The following is a 17,813-nucleotide window of genomic DNA, read 5'->3' on the forward strand; positions in this document are numbered from 1 at the left end:
AAAGATGGAAATATAGAATTGATTGACCGGATTCATGCCGGTCTAATTGTCGTGGGAAAATATAGAAATAAAAATAATTTTAAAAACCTGCTAAAAAGTCTTGACTTTTGTTAGCAGGTTTTTGTGACAAAATTTTCCAAAATCTTCCGATATTTGTAATATGTTACGAAAACGAAAGAATTATTTCGTCAAAAATCACGGATAAGCATATATTGATTTCGAATGAAAAGTAGTTTATAGTTAAATATATCAAATGAAATATTAAAAATAAAAAAAGAAAGGAAATCAAAATGTTGAAAGAGTATAAGCCAATTATCGGCATTACAATCGGTGACCCGTCTGGGATTGGCCCGGAAATTATCATTAAGGCCTTAGAAAAAAAGGAGATATATGAAGAATGTCGCCCATTTGTAATCGGAAATGTAAAAGTACTGGAACGAGCGGCAAAAGAAGCGCTGAAAAGAGATGATTTAAAGTGCAGAGCAATTGATAATCCAGAGAAAGCTGAGTATGAAGCCGGGATTATCAATGTTATGGACTGTGGAGAGTATGACCTGACCTCGCTGGAATGGGGAAAAGAACAAAGACTTGCAGGTCAGATCGCTATGGATGCTATTCATAAATCCATTGAGTTGGGGACAGAAGGAAAATTAGATGCGGTAACGACTGCGCCAATCAATAAGGTGGCAATTAAAATGGTTGGTGTAAGGCAGGCTGGCCATACAGAGATATATCTGGATGAAACAAAAGCAGATTATGTACTTACAATGTTTGACTGCTTTAAGATGCGGGTTTTTCATCTGAGCAGGCACATATCTTTACGAAATGCGATTGATTATGCGACCAAAGAACATATTCTGAATGAAATAAAGAGAATTGATTATCAGATGAAAAAATTAGGATTTAGCAATCCTAAAATTGCAGTAGCCGGAATCAATCCTCATAGTGGTGAAGGTGGGCTGTTCGGAGATGAAGAGATAAAAGAAGTTATACCGGCAATTGAAGAGGCAGCAGCAGAGGGAATCCAAGCGGTTGGCCCAGTGCCGCCGGATACACTGTTTAGCAGAGGTAAGAATGGTGAGTTTGATGCAATCCTTGCGATGTATCATGATCAGGGGCATATGCCATGTAAGACATTAGATCTTGAAAGATCCGTTTCAGTAACATTGGGATTACCGTTTATCAGGTGTTCGGTTGATCATGGAACAGCTTTTGATATTTCAGGCAAAGGAATCGCAACAAATGTCAGTATGGTTGCAGCAATTGAAACGACGATTAAATATGCAAAAGCATTGTATGATGCTAAATAAAGGTGGGGGCGGAAAAGATGGCAATTATAGGAGCTGTTGCAGATGATTTTACTGGAACAGCAAGTGCTGGAGTGTTAGTTGCAAAAGGACAGGCCAAAACAGGATTGTTTTTTGATCCGGATGCATTGAATCAGTTCGATGAAGCAGAGCGTCTTGATGCTATCTATGTAAGTAGTAATAGCAGGCATTTGCTGCCGAATGAGGCTGTCCTTGCAGTAAAAGAAGCCACAAGTGCTTTAAAGAAGATGGATATAAAATATTTTTCTAAGAAAATAGATACGACTTTACGTGGGGGTATCGGATATGAAGTAGACGCTATGCTTGAAGAATTGGAAGAAGATACGGTTGCTGTTATGGTAACAGCAATGCCCCAATCCAACAGAATATGTGTTGGTGGATATTCTATCATCGACGGGGTAATCTTAACAGAGACTTCTGTAGCACATGATGTAAAAACCCCGGTAAAAGAGTGTTATGTACCGGCGCTTATGGCCGGACAGACCAAACATAAGATTGCCCATATCAATTTAAGAGATGTTCTTGCGGGAGAACAAGTGATTAGAGACAGGTTTGTAGAAGCAAGAGAATCAGGAAGCAGAATCTTCATCGTAGATGCAATGACGCTGGACAATGTGGAGGTGATTGCAAAAACCTGTGTAAAACTAGGCTGGAGTATATTGGCGGTTGATCCGGGAGCGTTCACTATGAAACTGGCTTTTCATAGAGGGCTCATAGGGGAAGAGCAAAGTACGAAGCCCACACAGAAGACGCCTGACAAATCAAAGTGTGCCTTGTTAATTGTGGGAAGTGCAAATCCGTCAACGATGGTGCAGATGGAGCGGCTATACGCAGACAGCGGGGAGAATGTAAAGGTAAGTGTTTCCCCGCATGCATTGATAGAAGGCGGAAAAGCTGCAGAAGATGAAGTGGCAAAGGTGAGTCAGACTATCATAGATTTGATACATCAAGAACATATCCCTAAAGCAATTATTGTTGAGACTGCATTACATGGCTCTATAGTAAATCTGGCAGAAGAAGATGTAAAGCATGCATATGAGCCAGGGACAAGTTCGGATTTCATAAACCAAGGTCTTGCCCGGATTACAGATAACGTGTTGGAGAGTGTAAGAGTAAAGATCGCAGGTTTGCTGCTTACAGGTGGTGATACGATGGAATGCGTATGCCGAACGATTGGAACGGCTTGTATCCAGGCAATCGATAACATTGTTGCGCAAGTGGATGTGGGAAGGATTATCGGGAAATATGATGGCCTCCCGCTTATCGTAAAAGGTGGATTTTGCGGATATGACGATATTGGAATCGACATAGTTGAACGGTTATTCGAAGAAGCAGAGAAAAAGGAGGAAAAATAATATGATCTTAAATTTCTTAAAAAAGGTTCCTGCAGGAATGATGGTTGTTCCATTACTACTGGGTAGTTTATTGAACACAATATTTCCGGATGCATTACAGATTGGCGGATTAACCACAGCATTATTTTCAAGTGCAGGTACAAATACACTATTGGGGGCTCAGCTTTTCTGTATGGGAACAGCGTTACAGGTAAAAGATATGCCCAAAGTGCTGCGGCGCGGAGGTGTCTTATTAGTGTCTAAGTTTGTTATAGGTGCCGCACTTGGTATTATTATCGGCAAAGCGTTTGGCATGGAAGGGATTATCGGCCTTACAACCTTATCTGTTGTAAGTGCGGTTACAAACTCAAACGGAAGTGTATATCTTACACTTATGGGTAACTATGGGGATCGTGCTGATGGTGGATGTTTCCCTTTGCTAGCACTGAATGACGGTCCATTCTTTACACTGGTTGCGCTGGGTGCCTCCGGCCTTGCTAATATTCCGATTATGTCTCTGTTAGCAGCGATTATTCCGGTTGCACTTGGTATGCTTATAGGTAATTTGGATCATGGAATGCGTGATATCTTTGTACCTATGGGAACAGCAATTATACCGTTAATTGGTTTTGCTCTTGGAACAGGTATTGATCTGATGAGTATTATTAAAGGTGGACCGTCAGGTATTATTCTTGGACTTATTACTGTTTTTGCTGGCGGTGGTTTTATTGTTCTGTGTGATCGGTTTATTACAAAAAGACCAGGATATGCCGGATGGGCGGTTGCAACAACGGCAGGAAATGCAGTGGCCGTTCCTGCAGCAGTAGCATTGATAGATACTGCGTGGCAGCCTTACGTAGCAGCAGCTACTGTTCAAGTGGCAGCATCTGTAGTGGTATCATGTATCTTAGCACCATTCATTACCAACTGGTGGGCAAAGAAATTCGGCTGTCCGCAATATCCATTAGAAGGCCAGTCTTTTGAATAAAACATATGAAAGATACATAGCCGGCCTATGCTTAAAATGTGAAAACAATCATACAAAAAACGGACGCGGGATAACTTTTCCCGCGTCCGTTTAGTGACACTTTTCAATTTGGTTTTGTTCACTTTGGTCAGAACATACGTCAATGCCCTGTTCCAAGAGACGCTGCTTAATGGCTATGGTTGTCTCTTTACTGCTCCAGATGGCAGAAAGGATCTCGGCTATGAACAGCAAGAAGCATTTGAAAGGATTCAGAAGATGGAAGATATGGCACGTAATTCTTTCACAAAATGATTGATTTTTAGAGGGATGTCTAGTAGAATTAATCCTAGTAGTGCTGGGAGGAAGAAAGAATGACTGAAATTACAAGAGTAGCGCTGGATGCCATGGGCGGTGACAATGCCCCGGGTGAAATGGTCAAGGGTGCTGTGGATGCCGTCGCCAGGGAGAAAAGTATCAAAGTCTATCTCGTCGGCAAGGAAGAGGCCATCCAAAAGGAGCTGGAAGGCTGTACTTACGACAGGGACCAGATTGAAATTGTCAATGCCACAGAGGTGATAGAGACGGCAGAACCCCCGGTCAACGCCATACGCAGAAAAAAGGACTCTTCCATCGTTGTCGGCATGAAGATGGTAAAAGCCGGCGAGGCAGACGCTTTCGTGTCAGCGGGAAGTTCGGGTGCCATCCTCGTGGGGGGACAGACGCTCGTCGGAAGGATCAAAGGAGTAGAGAGGCCGCCGCTTGCGCCGCTCATCCCGACAAAGACAGGGGTTTCCCTCCTGATAGACTGTGGCGCGAACGTGGATGCAAGACCATCACACCTCGTACAGTTTGCCAAGATGGGATCCATCTACATGGAGAGCGTCATGGGCGTGAAACGTCCCAGAGTCGGGATTGTCAATATCGGGGCAGAAGAAGAGAAGGGCAATGCGCTTGTAAAAGAGACGTTCCCCCTCCTGAAGGAGACGGAAGGCATTCATTTTATCGGAAGCGTAGAAGCGAGGGATATCCCTCACGGGGTGGCAGACGTCATCGTGTGCGAGGCTTTTGCGGGAAATATCATACTTAAGCTTTATGAAGGGGTAGGAGATGTCCTTATCAAAAAGGTGAAAGCAGGAATGATGACAAGCCTGAGGAGCAAAATCGGAGCACTCCTTGTCAAGCCGGCCCTGAAAGAGACGCTGAAGGCGTTTGATGCAAGCGAGCACGGCGGAGCGCCGCTGCTTGGCCTGAACGGGCTGGTGGTAAAGACACACGGAAGTTCAAAGTCTAAGGAAGTTACGAATACATTGATACAGTGTGTTACGTTCAAGCGGCAGAGGATTAATGAAAAGATTAAAAATTGTATTCAAACGGATGCTGCATCCGCTGAATAAAGACTACTCTATGGAATAAGAAAGGAAGAAATGGTATGGAATTTGAAAAGTTACAGGAAATCATTGCAGATGTATTGAATGTTGAGGCAGGGGACATTACAATGGAGACGACTTTTGTAGATGATTTGGGGGCTGATTCCTTAGATATTTTCCAGATAATTATGGGAATAGAAGAGACCTTTGATATCGAAATCGATAATGATGATGCGGAGAAGATCGTATCAGTAGGCGATGCGGTGGAACAGATTAAAAACGCGACAAATAACTAGGCATATAAGATGCGTAAAAAGCCCGGTGGGGCTTTTTCGCATTATGAGGAGAGCAGCTATATGAATCAGGATCTGAAGCAACTGGAAAATAGAATCGGCTACACATTCAAGGATTTCGGACTGCTGAAAAAGGCGATGATGCACAGTTCATATGCCAATGAGCAGCATCTGCACAAGTATGAATGTAACGAACGGCTCGAATTCCTCGGCGACGCGGTGCTGGAACTCGTATCCAGCGAATTCTTGTTCTATGAGCACACGAAGATGCCGGAAGGGGAACTGACCAAGACGAGAGCCGGAATGGTGTGTGAGCCTGCACTGGCGTTCTGCGCCAGAGAGATACAGATTGGAGATTTTCTTCTGCTTGGAAAGGGCGAGGATGCGACAGGAGGGCGTAAGAGGGAGTCAATCACGTCTGACGCGATGGAAGCTCTGATCGGAGCTATATATATAGATGGTGGTTTTGCTAATGCGAAAGAGTTTATCGAACAGTTTATCCTGAGGGACCTGGAGAATAAGAAACTCTTTTTTGATAGCAAGACTATCCTGCAGGAGATCGTACAGGCCAACTTTAAAGATGTGATAACATATCATCTTATTGGAGAAGAGGGCCCTGACCACGACAAATCTTTCCTTGTATCCGTACACATCGGAGAGGAAGAGTACGGTACGGGACGCGGACGGACGAAGAAGGCGGCAGAGCAGGAAGCTGCCTATCAAAGTATACTGAAGCTGCACGAGAAGAACATAAAGTAGGTGGAGTATGTATTTAAAGAGCATAGAAGTGCAGGGATTCAAGTCATTTGCACATAAGATAAAATTTGATTTCCACAACGGCATAACAGCCATCGTAGGGCCGAACGGGAGCGGGAAAAGCAACGTCGCGGATGCGGTCCGGTGGGTACTCGGCGAACAGAGGGTCAAGCAGCTGCGCGGAGGCAGCATGCAGGACGTCATCTTTTCGGGGACAGAGAACCGGAAGCCTCTGAGCTACGCGTCTGTAGCAATCACTCTGGATAATTCAGACCACCACCTTCCGATAGACTACGAGGAAGTGACGGTGGCCAGAAAGCTCTACCGTTCGGGAGAGAGTGAATATCTGATAAACGGCGGTGCCTGCCGCCTTAAGGATGTCAACGAGCTGTTCTACGATACCGGGATCGGGAAGGAAGGATATTCGATCATCGGTCAGGGACAGATAGATAAGATATTGAGCGGCAAGCCGGAGGAACGCCGGGAATTGTTCGACGAGGCGGCCGGCATCGTAAAGTTCAAACGGCGCAAGAACATGTCCGTGAAGAAACTGGAGGAAGAACGGCAGAACCTTCTCAGGGTCAACGATATACTGTCTGAGCTGGAAAAACAGGTAGGCCCTCTTGAGAGGCAGGCGGAAAAGGCAAGAGAATACCTGAAGAAAAGGGAAGAGCTGAAGAAGTATGACATCAATATGTTTCTGCTGGAGACGAAACGGTTAAGCGACCAGATAAAGGGGATAGACGGCAAGCTTGAAACCGCACATGCGGAGCTTGATGAGGCCGGAGGCCGCTATGATGAGATGAAGTCAGAGTATGAATCGGTAGAAGAACAGGTAGACAGCATCGACGCATCGATAGAAAAAGCGAAAAGCCAGCTGAATGAGACAAATATGCTGAAGCAGCAGCTGGAGAACCAGATTGCGCTGCTGAAGGAGCAGATCCACAGCGCGCATATGAACGATGAACATTATGACCAGCGGGCCAAGACGATTGAGAGTGAGATCGCGGAGAGGGAAAAGCAGCTTTCCGAGCTTGTGGAAGAGCAGGAGAGCATCCAGACGGAGCTGGATGAGAAGGGCAGGCTGGAACGTGACGCCAGAGCACAGCTCATCGAAGTGGAGACGAAGATCGCTACGCTGACGGCATCTATAGACAGCAATAAGAAGGACATCATCGAACTGCTGAACAACAGAGCATCCACCAAGGCCAAGATTCAGCGCTATGATACGATGCTGGAACAGATACAGGTGAGGAAAAGCCAGATGAACGATCAGGCGGCAGAGTCTGTGAAAGAGGCCGCCGAGCAGGAAGTACATCTGGAGGGGTTCCGAAATGAGCTGGAAGAGATTTCACGCCAGATTATCGAACTGACCGAAGAGAGCAGTACATACGACGACAAGATTAAGGAACTTCAGGATAAGCTTGCGGGACAGACCGAGCAGTTCCGCATCGGACAGACCGCATACCACAGGGAACAGTCCAGGCTGGAGTCTCTAAAGAATATCACGGAACGGTATGACGGCTACGGCAACAGCATCCGGAAGGTGATGGACAACAGGGAGAAGGAACAAGGGCTTCTCGGAGTCGTGGCAGATATCATCAAAGTCGGCAAGGATTATGAGATAGCCGTAGAGACTGCGCTTGGCGGCAGCATACAGAATATCGTCACCGCAGATGAGGACACGGCGAAACGCATGATCCAGTTCCTGAAACAGAATAGGTTCGGGAGGGCGACGTTCCTTCCGCTTACAAGCATTACGGCCAACGGTGGAATCTACAGGCAGGAGGCGCTGAAAGAGCCCGGCGTGGTCGGGACGGCGGATAAGCTCGTCAGGGTAGAGGAACGATTCCAAGGGCTGGCAGAATATCTCCTCGGGAGAACGCTCGTCGTGGACCACATCGACCACGGCATAGCCATCGCACGCAAGTACAGGCAGTCTATCCGTATCGTAACGCTGGAAGGAGAGCTGATCAATCCGGGTGGATCCATGACCGGGGGCGCTTTCAAGAATTCCAGCAATCTGCTGAGCAGGCGCCGTGAGATAGAAGAATTTGAAAAGACGGTCCGACAGCTGAAGAAAGAGATGGACGAGCTGGAGGCGGCCTCCGATGCGCTGCGGCAGGAGCGTGCCGGGTATTATGACAGGCTTGAAGAACTGAAAAGCAGTCTGCAGAAAGCATATGTCATCCAGAATACGGCGAAGATGAACGTAGACCAGGCGGAGGCGAGAATCCGTTCCGCCAGAAATTCTGCATCAGCCCTGACAAAGGAAGCCGAGGAACTGGACGGGCAGATAACGGATATCATCGACAACCAGGAGTCCATCAATGTAGAGCTTGATACTTCGGAAAGCCTGGAAAAGGAGCTCACAGACAGGATAGAGGAAGAGCAGAAGATTCTGGAAAGTGTGCGGGAAGAGGAGAGCCGGAAGCAGAAAGCCGCCGAAGGGATCCATCTTGCTTATGCGGGACTTGAGCAGAAATATGCATTCCTGCTTGAGAATACGGAACGTATCCAGGACGAGATCGCCAAGTTCCAGGAGGAGCTGAGTGAGCTTGAGGTCAATAAAGGCGGTACGTCCAGGGAGATTGAAGAAAAGCAGGAACAGATAGAAGATTTAAAAGACACGATTCTGAATTCAAAAGAGCTGTTCGCCGAAATCCAGCAGGAAATTGAAAGGTTCAAGCAGGAGCGGGAAGACTTGAACAAGAAGCATAAGGTATTCCTCCAGAAAAGGGAAGACCTGTCCCGCCATATGTCAGAGCTGGACAAAGAGATATTCCGTCTTGAGAGCCAGAAGGAAAGCTACGAAGATGCTTCTGAAAAGCAGATGAATTATATGTGGGAAGAATACGAGGTCACATACAACCATGCACTGGAGATAAGGGATGAGACGCTTACGGACCTTGCAATGATGAAAAAGCAGACACAGGTACTAAAGAGTGAGATCAAGGGACTCGGCGACGTCAATGTCAATGCCATCGAGGATTATAAGAATCTGTCGGAGAGATATGAATTCCTGAAAAACCAGCATGATGACCTTGTTGAGGCGGAAGCCACGCTCTTGCAGATCATAGAGGAACTTGACGAGGCTATGCGCAAGCAGTTCAGAGAACAGTTCGACCTGATATCGGTAGAATTCGACCATGTGTTCAAGGAACTGTTTGGCGGAGGGAAAGGCACGCTTGAGCTGATGGAAGATGAGGATATCCTGGAAGCCGGAATACGGATTATCGCCCAGCCGCCGGGCAAGAAGCTGCAGAATATGATGCAGCTGTCAGGCGGCGAGAAAGCGCTCACTGCAATCGCCCTGCTTTTCGCCATACAGAACCTGAAGCCGTCACCATTCTGCCTTCTGGACGAGATCGAGGCGGCTCTCGACGACAGCAATGTCGTAAGATTTGCAAAATATCTGCATAAACTGACGAAGAATACGCAATTTATAGTTATCACGCATAGAAGAGGGACCATGACAGCTGCAGACAGGCTTTACGGAATCACGATGCAGGAAAAAGGCATATCAACCATGGTATCCGTAAGTCTTCTGGAAGAACAGCTGGATAAATAGGAGGGGTTATGTCCGAAGAATTGATTATAGAAGAAGAAACAAAGGAATCTGAAGAGAAGAGAGGATTTTTCAGCCGGCTCGTATCAGGCCTGACAAAGACGAGAGATAACATCATCTCTGGCATGGACAGCATATTCAGTGGGTTCACCAAGATTGATGAAGCGTTTTATGAGGAGCTGGAAGAAGTGCTCATCATGGGAGATCTTGGTGTCCAGGCGACAGACAGCATACTGGAAGACCTCAGAGAAAAGGTGAAGGCCATGCACATCAAAGAGCCGTCCGAGTGCCGCCAGCTCCTCATCGACAGTATCAAGGAGCAGATGGATATCGGTGAGGCTGCTTATGAATTTGAAGATAGGACGTCTGTCGTGATGGTCATCGGGGTAAACGGCGTCGGAAAGACGACGACGATCGGCAAGCTTGCAGGAAAGCTCAGAAGCCGGCATAAAAAAGTGGTACTTGCGGCGGCGGATACGTTCCGCGCGGCGGCAGGGGAGCAGCTGAAGGAGTGGGCAGACCGGGCGCAGGCAGAGCTGATCGGCGGGCAGGAGGGCTCAGACCCTGCTTCTGTCATATATGACGCGGTGGCAGCGGCACAGGCCCGTCACGCGGACGTGCTCCTGTGCGATACGGCGGGCAGGCTCCATAACAAGAAGAACCTGATGGAAGAGCTGAAGAAGATGAACCGGATCATTGACAGAGAATTTCCGGATGCATACAGGGAGACGCTCGTCGTGCTCGATGCCACGACCGGACAGAACGCTCTTATGCAGGCCAGAGAGTTTAATGAAGTCGCCGACATCACGGGTATCATCCTGACGAAGATGGACGGGACCGCTAAGGGAGGCATCGCGGTAGCCATCCAGGCAGAGCTCGGAATACCGGTCAAATATATCGGTGTTGGAGAGACGATCGAAGATCTGCAGAAGTTTGATGCAGATACATTTGTTAACGCGTTATTCACGACTGAAAAGCCGGAAGAATAAATACGAGAAAAAAGGGAGGTATTCGTATGATGACACTAGAGAAATTCGAGCAGGCAAGCGAGCTCGTAAAGAAAGTAACCAATCCCACCAAACTGGTCTACAGTGAATATCTGAGCCAGCCCAGCGGCGGAAAGATATACCTGAAGCCGGAGAATATGCAGTATACAGGTGCATATAAAGTAAGAGGTGCTTATTATAAGATCAGTACCCTGTCAGAAGAGGAACGCGGGAAGGGCCTTATCACCGCCTCGGCAGGCAACCATGCCCAGGGAGTCGCCTATGCGGCTCAGAAATATGGGTGTAAGGCTACCATCGTCATGCCGACGGTGACCCCGCTTATCAAGGTGAACCGTACAAAGAGCTACGGTGCCGACGTAATCCTTCACGGGGACGTATACGATGACGCGTGTGACCATGCCTTAAAGCTGGCGGAAGAGAACGGTTATACGTTCGTCCATCCGTTTGACGACCTCGACGTCGCAACCGGGCAGGGGAGCATCGCGATGGAAATCGTTCAAGAGCTGCCCACTGTAGATTACATACTGGCTCCTATCGGGGGCGGCGGACTGATTTCGGGGGTATCTACCCTCGCAAAGATGCTGAATCCTAAGATCAAGGTAATCGGCGTGGAACCGGCGCAGGCAGCCAGCATGACGGCGGCACTTGTTGAAGGCGCTCCAGTCACGCTGCCAAGTGCCAATACGATAGCAGACGGCACGGCTGTGAAACGGGTCGGTGAAAAGATATTCCCGTATGTACAGGAGAATGTCGACCGGATAGTTACGGTGGAAGATGATGAACTGATAGGCGCATTCCTTGATCTCGTAGAGAACCATAAGATGGTCGTGGAAAATTCCGGGCTGCTCACCGTAGCCGCTCTGAAACAGCTGGATTTAAAAGGAAAGAAAGCGGTAGCTATCTTGAGCGGGGGCAACATGGACGTGATTACGATGTCCTCTATCGTTCAGCATGGGCTTATACAGAGAGACCGTATCTTCTCCGTATCTGTACTCCTTCCGGATAAGCCGGGTGAACTCGTACGTGTCGCTTCCACGATAGCAGACGCCCAGGGAAACGTAATCAAGCTGGAACACAACCAGTTTGTTAGCACGAACCGCAATGCGGCAGTGGAACTGCGTATCACCATGGAGGCATTCGGTACAGAGCATAAGCATGAGATTATGCAGGCGCTGGAAGATGAGGGATTCCGTCCAAGAGAAATCGGTGCAAAATTATATTGATGTAAAGGGGATATGCATATGGAACGTCACATTCCACAGAAGGGAGAATGCTACCGCCACTTCAAAGGGAACCGGTACCAGGTCCTGGCTGTAGCGTCCCATTCTGAAACTGCCGAACAGCTTGTCATCTATGAGGGGCTCTACGGGGAACACCCGGTATATGCCAGACCAATCGAGCAGTTTATGAGCAGGGTAGACAGGGATAAATATCCTGACACAGCGCAGGAGTATCGTTTCCAGATGGAAGGAGAGGATGTAGATTCCGGTGGGCAGGAGCGGAACCTGATTATGGAGTTTCTGGATCTGGATACGAAAGAGGAAAAGGTTGAGTTCCTGCAGCGGGAGAGGATGAACATGACAGGGGACTTCTTAAGCGCGGCAGCCATGAGCCTGGACTATGTCGAAAACAGCGAAGACCTGGATCTGCGCTATGAAGGCCTGATGCATTATCTGAGGACCATGATACGATTTGAAAACAGGAGGGGAAGGTAAGAAAACAAGCAAGCTGTAAGCGAAAAAGATGCGAAGAACGCAGACTTCAGATGGATTATACAGGAAAGCCGGATGCTTTCCCGTCTCAGCCATCTCAAAAACCGGACTTGTAATCCGGTTTCTGGCCTGTGTTCTTCGCATCTTTTTGCATCTTCTCAATGCAAAGCTTTTTTTCGAGCTTCTCTCAACGGATAAAGGTATTGGCTGCCAGTAACGTTACATAACTGCCTTTGTCCTTGCCGGTAAAGTAGATCGCGGGAGCATCTGCCATCCGTCTCCATTCCCGCTGCTAATTTACTTTAATACTATTTTAATACGCCAGGCATTACCTTTAACACCTATTTTATCCGGCTGCTGTTATGATTTACTTAGTTAAGAAGTAACAGTCCAGGAGGTAAGGAATTATGAAGAGCAGAGAAAAAGGCCAGATCAGCAGAGAAGAGCAGGATATGGGCAATCTGTGCAGAATGATAAAGGAATATGTTGAGAAGAATGACTGGGCGGCCTGCATGGAGCAGATTCCCAAATCAATGTATGACAGGAAAGGAGATTTTCAAAAAGGATAATCTCGTCTCTTTGAGAAAAATTGCGCTGAGGAGATTGGCAGACCGCGTGAATCTTGCCCAGGATGCGATGGTTCATGCCAAGAGCGAGACGGCAGAGCACATTCTCATCTGCCTGTCGCCGTCACCTTCCAACGGCACGGTTATCCGGCAGGCGTCCAGGATGGCCATGGATTTCCATGGCAGGCTTACGGCACTCTACGTAGAGACTCCGGAAGCGTCTGATATGTCGAAGGAGGATATCCGGCAGCTGAATGAGAATACCCGGCTGGCAGAACAGCCCGGTGCAAAGGTCGTAACCTCATACGGAAGCGATATCGTGTAAGAGATTGCAGCTTATGCAAAAGTCGCACGTGTCACGAAGATCGTGCTTGGCAGGACTTATGCAAAACGAAGGCTGCTGCTTATCAAAGACAGCTTTTCAGAACGATTGAGCAGGCTCGCCCCGTCTCTGGAGATCTTCCTGATTCCGAATGCTTATGACAAGAAGTATAAATCGGTGAGAAGAAGGAGACAGCCGGATGTATGCACGGCAGAATGCGAAGAAGGCATACCGAACCGAGATACTTCTGGAGACAGGCCGTAAGCTTCAGGACGCCGGATCCCTGGAAAACATAGCGAAGCGTACGGCGGAACAGCTGAACATGCTGCTGGAGCGCAACGTCTACTTTTATCTCGGAAAACCGGGGAAGAACAGCCGTCCGGTCGTGTGCAAGGCGGATGAGGAAGCCGATGACACGCTGGACGATTCGGAACTGGCAGTAGCACAGTGGACGTAGCGGAATAATAAACACGCCGGCTTCTCCTCACAGACGCTCCCGGGTGCCCGTTGCCTGTGCATGGCGGTACGCAGCACGGACAAAGTATTTGCCATCGTTGCAATCGATATGGACCACAGAGACATCTTAGCGTTTGAGGAGGGTATCATGGGTGCAATCTTAAACGAATGTGCATTTGCCCTGGAAAAAGAAGAACTGATCATTGAGAGGAAAGAGGCGGACATGAAGCTTCAGAAAGAACAGCTGAGGGCTAATCTGATTCGTTCCATCTCACATGATCTGCGGACCCCGCTTACGAGTATTTCAGGCAACGCGGAAACGCTGATGGGGAATGACAGCCAGTTAGGCTCCGTGCAGAGAAAGGCTATCTATAAGGACATATACTCGAAGTGGAGGATGTAATACTATGACAGCAACCGGTAAACCTTATGTTCTTGTGACTACGGGGCAGGAACCGTGTATGTAGGTGAGCAGGAGATTCATCTGAGGCAATGCTGTCGAAAGCGATATGTCATCGCTTCGTGTATATATGGCTTCCCTCAGGAAGTAAATTGAAAAGGACAGCAGCCAGCCGCAATGTATCCAGACTCATATCGGCATCGGATACCGGATGGTCAGGCTGAACTGAAGGGTCAGGCCCTTTGCCGCAGGAATGTTTTGATGGAAGGAACCGGGCGGCGTAGGAGCCTGCTTATTTTTTTGTCTTGACACAGAGTGTATAATTGTATACAATTATACATATCGAGGCGGTACCGCGCTAAAATGACGTACTATTTCATATTAAGGAGAGATGATGATGGAAGACAGGAAAGTGTATCTTGACAAACATACGAATCTATTGCAGCTGGAGGAGCATATGTATCCGCTTGTGGATGTGGAGAAGCCCAACGTGTTCCGCAACTTGTTCCACTATGACGAGATACCGAAGATTGCATTTAACGACCGTATCGTACCGCACAGCATGCCGGATGAGATATGGATTACTGATACGACCTTCCGGGACGGACAGCAGTCAAGGGCTCCTTACAGTACAGGACAGATAGTGGCCATGTATGATTATTTCCACAGGATCGGAGGGCCGAAAGGGAAGATAAGGCAGTGTGAATTCTTCTTATACAGCGGCAAGGACAGGGACGCGGTATACAGGTGCCTCGAGCGGGGGTACGAGTTCCCGGAAGTGACGAGCTGGATACGGGCCAGCAGGAAGGACTTTGAGCTTGTCAAGGAGATTGGCCTTAAAGAGACAGGAATCCTCGTGAGCTGTTCGGACTATCACATATTTTATAAGCTGAAGATGACAAGACGCGAGGCGATGGAGCATTATCTTTCTGTAATACGTGAATGCCTGGAGACGGGGATCCGCCCACGCTGCCATCTAGAAGACATAACAAGGTCGGATATCTATGGCTTCGTCATTCCGTTCTGCCTTGAGCTGATGCATCTTATGGAGGAGTATAAGATACCGATAAAGATACGTGTGTGTGATACGATGGGGTACGGCGTGAATTATCCGGGAGCGGTGATTCCTCGTTCGATACCTGGCATCATCTATGGGCTGCGTGTCCATGCCGGAGTTCCGAGCAGCCTGATTGAATTCCATGGGCACAACGATTTTTATAAAGCCGTCAGCAATTCGACGACAGCGTGGCTGTATGGTGCCAGCGGGGTAAACTGTTCTTTGTTTGGAATCGGGGAGAGGACCGGCAATACGCCGCTCGAGGCAATGGTATTTGAGTACGCCCAGATCCGGGGGACGCTTGACGGCATGGATACGACAGCGATTACGGAGCTTGCGGACTACTATGAGAAGGAGATCGGCTACAGGGTCCCGTCCAGAACTCCTTTTGTCGGAAAGAACTTTAATGTGACAAGGGCAGGGATTCATGCAGACGGGCTATTGAAAAATGAAGAGATTTATAATATATTTGATACGGAGAAGTTTTTAAAACGGCCTGCGCTTGTAGCGGTATCCAACACTTCCGGCCTGGCGGGCATCGCCCACTGGATCAATACATACTACCGTCTGCGGGAAGATGCACAGGTGGATAAGGGTTCAGAGCTGGTGGCGATGGTAAAGGCCTGGGTCGACAAAGAATATGAAGACGGACGTGTCACTGTGCTGACAGACGAAGAGCTTACAAGTGTCATTGAAAGTACCTGTGCACAGCTTGGCATCAGCCTTAAATAATCGATCGGGGGTAAGGAGACGCAATGGAAGAGTATCAGGACCGCTCTCTGCGGGGAAGGGTTTTCCAGAAGCTGAGGGAGGATATCCTCTCCGGAGTATACAAAGAACATGATGAGCTGAGGGAGATTACGATAGGTGAGACACTGGGTGTCAGCAGAACTCCTGTCAGAGAGGCGCTGCGCCAGCTGGAACTGGAAGGGCTTGTCACGATAGTGCCGAACAAAGGCGCCTATGTCACCGGAATTACGCAGAAGGATGTGCATGACATCTATAAGATTCGTTCCATGCTGGAAGGGCTCTGTGCACATTGGGCGACAGAGCATATTACAGAAAAGCAGATTGAAGAGCTGGAGGAGATCATACTGCTGTCCGAATACCATCTGAGGAAGAGGGGGAACGAGCAGGCGGAACAGGTGAGCGAACTGGATGGAAAGTTTCATAAAGTCTTGTATGAAGCGTCAGATAGTCGTATACTGGAACATGTATTATCTGATTTTCATAAATATGTTCAGATGGCGAGAACGATGTCCGTAGGTGCGAAGGAGCGGGCGGAAAAGTCCATCGAGGAGCACCGTGCCATACTGGAAGCGATCAAGCAGAAAGATGCCGGCAGGGCGGAGCGGCTTGCCAACGAACATATTATGAAGGTGATGGAGAACCTTCACATAGAGGAGTAAAAAGAAAAGGAGAGTTACAGAAAAATGGCAAAAATCAAGATGACAACACCAATCGTGGAGATGGACGGTGACGAGATGACAAGAATCCTCTGGCAGATGATAAAAGAGAATCTGCTGGAGCCCTTTGTCGAATTGAACACGGAATATTATGATCTCGGGCTTGAGCACAGGAATGCAACCGACGATCAGGTGACGGTAGACTCTGCAAACGCGACGAAGAAATATAAAGTGGCCGTAAAGTGCGCGACCATCACGCCGAATGCCGCCCGCATGGAAGAATATGACTTGAAAGAGATGTGGAAGAGCCCCAACGGGACGATCCGTGCCATCCTTGACGGGACGGTATTCCGGGCGCCTATCGTAGTCAAAGGGATTGAGCCATGTGTAAAGAACTGGAAGAAGCCGATTACGATTGCAAGGCACGCCTACGGCGACGTATACAAAGGTGCTGAGATGAAGATACCGGGCGGAGGGAAAGTTGAGCTCGTCTATACGGCGGATGACGGCAATGAGAGCCGGGAGCTGGTACATAATTTTGACGAGGCCGGCATCGTTCAGGGGATGCATAATATCAATGGATCGATAGAGAGCTTTGCGCGCAGCTGCTTCAATTACGCTCTGGATATCAGGCAGAATCTCTGGTTTGCTACGAAAGATACGATTTCCAAGAAGTATGACCACACATTCAAGGATATTTTCCGGGAAATCTTTGAAGAAGAGTATGAGGATAAGTTCAAAGAGGCGGGCATTACCTATTTCTATACGCTCATCGACGATGCGGTCGCCCGTGTCATGAAGTCAGAGGGCGGCTATATCTGGGCGTGCAAGAACTACGACGGAGATGTGATGAGCGACATGATATCCTCTGCATTCGGCTCTCTTGCGATGATGACCTCCGTGCTCGTATCCCCGGAAGGGTACTATGAATACGAGGCGGCCCACGGCACCGTGCAGAGACATTACTATAAGCACCTGAAGGGGGAAGGGACGTCTACGAACTCCGTAGCCACCATCTTTGCATGGTCCGGCGCGCTCAGAAAGCGTGGAGAGCTGGACGGCAGCAAAGAGCTTATGGAATTCGCAGACAGGCTTGAAAAGGCGACGATAAACACGATAGAGGAGGGCCGTATGACAAAAGACCTGGCACTGATCACGACGATGGAGAGCCCGACGGTTCTGGACAGCGAGGGATTTATCAAGGCAATCGCGGAAAAGCTTGCATAGATTGACAAGAATAACATATTTTGGTACGTGATCTTTTTCAAAAAGGT

At 48.3% G+C, this 17,813-nt stretch carries 18 protein-coding genes and 1 pseudogene; all 19 read left to right on the top strand.

Annotation, left to right across the window (positions count from 1 at the left end; all coding sequences use genetic code 11):
- Nucleotides 1-290: 290 nt before the first annotated feature.
- On the top strand, nucleotides 291-1,310 hold the full coding sequence (gene pdxA / locus E1963_RS05480) for a 4-hydroxythreonine-4-phosphate dehydrogenase PdxA (RefSeq protein ID WP_132276133.1): 1,020 nt from the start codon (nucleotides 291-293) through the stop codon (nucleotides 1,308-1,310).
- Nucleotides 1,311-1,327: 17 nt separating this feature from the next.
- On the top strand, nucleotides 1,328-2,683 hold the full coding sequence (locus E1963_RS05485; protein WP_132276135.1) for a four-carbon acid sugar kinase family protein: 1,356 nt from the start codon (nucleotides 1,328-1,330) through the stop codon (nucleotides 2,681-2,683).
- A 1-nt stretch (nucleotide 2,684) separates the two neighbouring features.
- Nucleotides 2,685-3,650, top strand: coding sequence for a 2-keto-3-deoxygluconate permease (locus tag E1963_RS05490; protein ID WP_132276137.1), 966 nt, complete (start codon nucleotides 2,685-2,687; stop codon nucleotides 3,648-3,650).
- 350 nt (nucleotides 3,651-4,000) lie between these two features.
- A complete protein-coding gene (gene plsX, locus E1963_RS05495; protein WP_132276139.1) occupies nucleotides 4,001-5,023 on the top strand; it encodes a phosphate acyltransferase PlsX in 1,023 nt (340 codons plus the stop codon).
- Between the two features lie 35 nt (nucleotides 5,024-5,058).
- Complete coding sequence (gene acpP, locus E1963_RS05500) at nucleotides 5,059-5,292, top strand: acyl carrier protein (RefSeq protein ID WP_006444189.1); 234 nt, start codon at nucleotides 5,059-5,061, stop codon at nucleotides 5,290-5,292.
- 60 nt (nucleotides 5,293-5,352) lie between these two features.
- Nucleotides 5,353-6,048 carry a ribonuclease III gene (gene rnc / locus E1963_RS05505; protein WP_132276141.1) on the top strand — a complete coding sequence of 232 codons (696 nt, stop codon included), beginning with the start codon at nucleotides 5,353-5,355 and terminating at the stop codon, nucleotides 6,046-6,048.
- Between the two features lie 7 nt (nucleotides 6,049-6,055).
- On the top strand, nucleotides 6,056-9,616 hold the full coding sequence (gene smc / locus E1963_RS05510) for a chromosome segregation protein SMC (RefSeq protein WP_132276143.1): 3,561 nt from the start codon (nucleotides 6,056-6,058) through the stop codon (nucleotides 9,614-9,616).
- An 8-nt stretch (nucleotides 9,617-9,624) separates the two neighbouring features.
- The gene (gene ftsY, locus E1963_RS05515; protein ID WP_132276145.1) at nucleotides 9,625-10,602 is read left to right on the top strand and encodes a signal recognition particle-docking protein FtsY; all 978 of its coding nucleotides are present in this window, start codon (nucleotides 9,625-9,627) and stop codon (nucleotides 10,600-10,602) included.
- Nucleotides 10,603-10,628: 26 nt separating this feature from the next.
- Nucleotides 10,629-11,843 carry a threonine ammonia-lyase gene (gene ilvA, locus E1963_RS05520; RefSeq protein WP_132276147.1) on the top strand — a complete coding sequence of 405 codons (1,215 nt, stop codon included), beginning with the start codon at nucleotides 10,629-10,631 and terminating at the stop codon, nucleotides 11,841-11,843.
- 18 nt (nucleotides 11,844-11,861) lie between these two features.
- On the top strand, nucleotides 11,862-12,335 hold the full coding sequence (locus tag E1963_RS05525; RefSeq protein WP_243117593.1) for a DUF1653 domain-containing protein: 474 nt from the start codon (nucleotides 11,862-11,864) through the stop codon (nucleotides 12,333-12,335).
- 404 nt (nucleotides 12,336-12,739) lie between these two features.
- Nucleotides 12,740-12,901: a hypothetical protein gene (locus E1963_RS19600; protein WP_167482118.1), complete on the top strand. Its 162-nt coding sequence runs from the start codon at nucleotides 12,740-12,742 to the stop codon at nucleotides 12,899-12,901.
- Entirely contained in the window at nucleotides 12,870-13,223 is a 354-nt protein-coding gene (locus tag E1963_RS20475; protein ID WP_243117594.1) for an adenine nucleotide alpha hydrolase family protein, read from the top strand. Before E1963_RS19600 ends, E1963_RS20475 begins: the two co-directional genes overlap by 32 nt.
- A 42-nt stretch (nucleotides 13,224-13,265) precedes the next feature.
- On the top strand, nucleotides 13,266-13,484 hold the full coding sequence (locus E1963_RS20480; RefSeq protein ID WP_243117595.1) for a hypothetical protein: 219 nt from the start codon (nucleotides 13,266-13,268) through the stop codon (nucleotides 13,482-13,484).
- The gene (locus E1963_RS20485) at nucleotides 13,420-13,677 is read left to right on the top strand and encodes a hypothetical protein (protein WP_243117596.1); all 258 of its coding nucleotides are present in this window, start codon (nucleotides 13,420-13,422) and stop codon (nucleotides 13,675-13,677) included. Before E1963_RS20480 ends, E1963_RS20485 begins: the two co-directional genes overlap by 65 nt.
- A 60-nt stretch (nucleotides 13,678-13,737) precedes the next feature.
- The gene (locus E1963_RS20490) at nucleotides 13,738-14,079 is read left to right on the top strand and encodes a histidine kinase dimerization/phospho-acceptor domain-containing protein (RefSeq protein WP_243117597.1); all 342 of its coding nucleotides are present in this window, start codon (nucleotides 13,738-13,740) and stop codon (nucleotides 14,077-14,079) included.
- Between the two features lie 85 nt (nucleotides 14,080-14,164).
- Nucleotides 14,165-14,305 (top strand): annotated as a pseudogene (locus E1963_RS22540) (winged helix-turn-helix domain-containing protein); the annotation flags it as partial.
- A 168-nt stretch (nucleotides 14,306-14,473) separates the two neighbouring features.
- A complete protein-coding gene (locus E1963_RS05540; RefSeq protein WP_132276151.1) occupies nucleotides 14,474-15,865 on the top strand; it encodes a beta/alpha barrel domain-containing protein in 1,392 nt (463 codons plus the stop codon).
- Nucleotides 15,866-15,888: 23 nt separating this feature from the next.
- Nucleotides 15,889-16,542, top strand: a complete 654-nt coding sequence (locus E1963_RS05545) for a GntR family transcriptional regulator (RefSeq protein ID WP_132276153.1) — start codon at nucleotides 15,889-15,891, stop codon at nucleotides 16,540-16,542.
- A gap of 24 nt (nucleotides 16,543-16,566) precedes the next feature.
- Nucleotides 16,567-17,766 carry an NADP-dependent isocitrate dehydrogenase gene (locus E1963_RS05550; protein WP_132276155.1) on the top strand — a complete coding sequence of 400 codons (1,200 nt, stop codon included), beginning with the start codon at nucleotides 16,567-16,569 and terminating at the stop codon, nucleotides 17,764-17,766.
- Nucleotides 17,767-17,813: the final 47 nt, after the last annotated feature.

The sequence above is a fragment of the Extibacter muris genome (assembly GCF_004345005.1).
Classification (GTDB): Bacteria; Bacillota; Clostridia; order Lachnospirales; family Lachnospiraceae; genus Extibacter; species Extibacter muris.

What these genes read in the sequence shown, in the direction of transcription:
- E1963_RS20475 (WP_243117594.1), top strand. Translation starts at nt 12,870, where the DNA reads ATGACAGGAAAGGAGATTTTCAAAAAGGATAATCTCGTCTCTTTGAGA.
- ftsY (WP_132276145.1), top strand. Translation starts at nt 9,625, where the DNA reads ATGTCCGAAGAATTGATTATAGAAGAAGAAACAAAGGAATCTGAAGAG.
- smc (WP_132276143.1), top strand. Translation starts at nt 6,056, where the DNA reads ATGTATTTAAAGAGCATAGAAGTGCAGGGATTCAAGTCATTTGCACAT.
- plsX (WP_132276139.1), top strand. Translation starts at nt 4,001, where the DNA reads ATGACTGAAATTACAAGAGTAGCGCTGGATGCCATGGGCGGTGACAAT.
- E1963_RS05550 (WP_132276155.1), top strand. Translation starts at nt 16,567, where the DNA reads ATGGCAAAAATCAAGATGACAACACCAATCGTGGAGATGGACGGTGAC.
- acpP (WP_006444189.1), top strand. Translation starts at nt 5,059, where the DNA reads ATGGAATTTGAAAAGTTACAGGAAATCATTGCAGATGTATTGAATGTT.
- E1963_RS05485 (WP_132276135.1), top strand. Translation starts at nt 1,328, where the DNA reads ATGGCAATTATAGGAGCTGTTGCAGATGATTTTACTGGAACAGCAAGT.
- E1963_RS05525 (WP_243117593.1), top strand. Translation starts at nt 11,862, where the DNA reads ATGGAACGTCACATTCCACAGAAGGGAGAATGCTACCGCCACTTCAAA.
- E1963_RS20490 (WP_243117597.1), top strand. Translation starts at nt 13,738, where the DNA reads ATGGCGGTACGCAGCACGGACAAAGTATTTGCCATCGTTGCAATCGAT.
- pdxA (WP_132276133.1), top strand. Translation starts at nt 291, where the DNA reads ATGTTGAAAGAGTATAAGCCAATTATCGGCATTACAATCGGTGACCCG.
- rnc (WP_132276141.1), top strand. Translation starts at nt 5,353, where the DNA reads ATGAATCAGGATCTGAAGCAACTGGAAAATAGAATCGGCTACACATTC.
- E1963_RS05490 (WP_132276137.1), top strand. Translation starts at nt 2,685, where the DNA reads ATGATCTTAAATTTCTTAAAAAAGGTTCCTGCAGGAATGATGGTTGTT.
- E1963_RS05540 (WP_132276151.1), top strand. Translation starts at nt 14,474, where the DNA reads ATGGAAGACAGGAAAGTGTATCTTGACAAACATACGAATCTATTGCAG.
- E1963_RS05545 (WP_132276153.1), top strand. Translation starts at nt 15,889, where the DNA reads ATGGAAGAGTATCAGGACCGCTCTCTGCGGGGAAGGGTTTTCCAGAAG.
- E1963_RS20485 (WP_243117596.1), top strand. Translation starts at nt 13,420, where the DNA reads ATGTATGCACGGCAGAATGCGAAGAAGGCATACCGAACCGAGATACTT.
- ilvA (WP_132276147.1), top strand. Translation starts at nt 10,629, where the DNA reads ATGATGACACTAGAGAAATTCGAGCAGGCAAGCGAGCTCGTAAAGAAA.
- E1963_RS19600 (WP_167482118.1), top strand. Translation starts at nt 12,740, where the DNA reads ATGAAGAGCAGAGAAAAAGGCCAGATCAGCAGAGAAGAGCAGGATATG.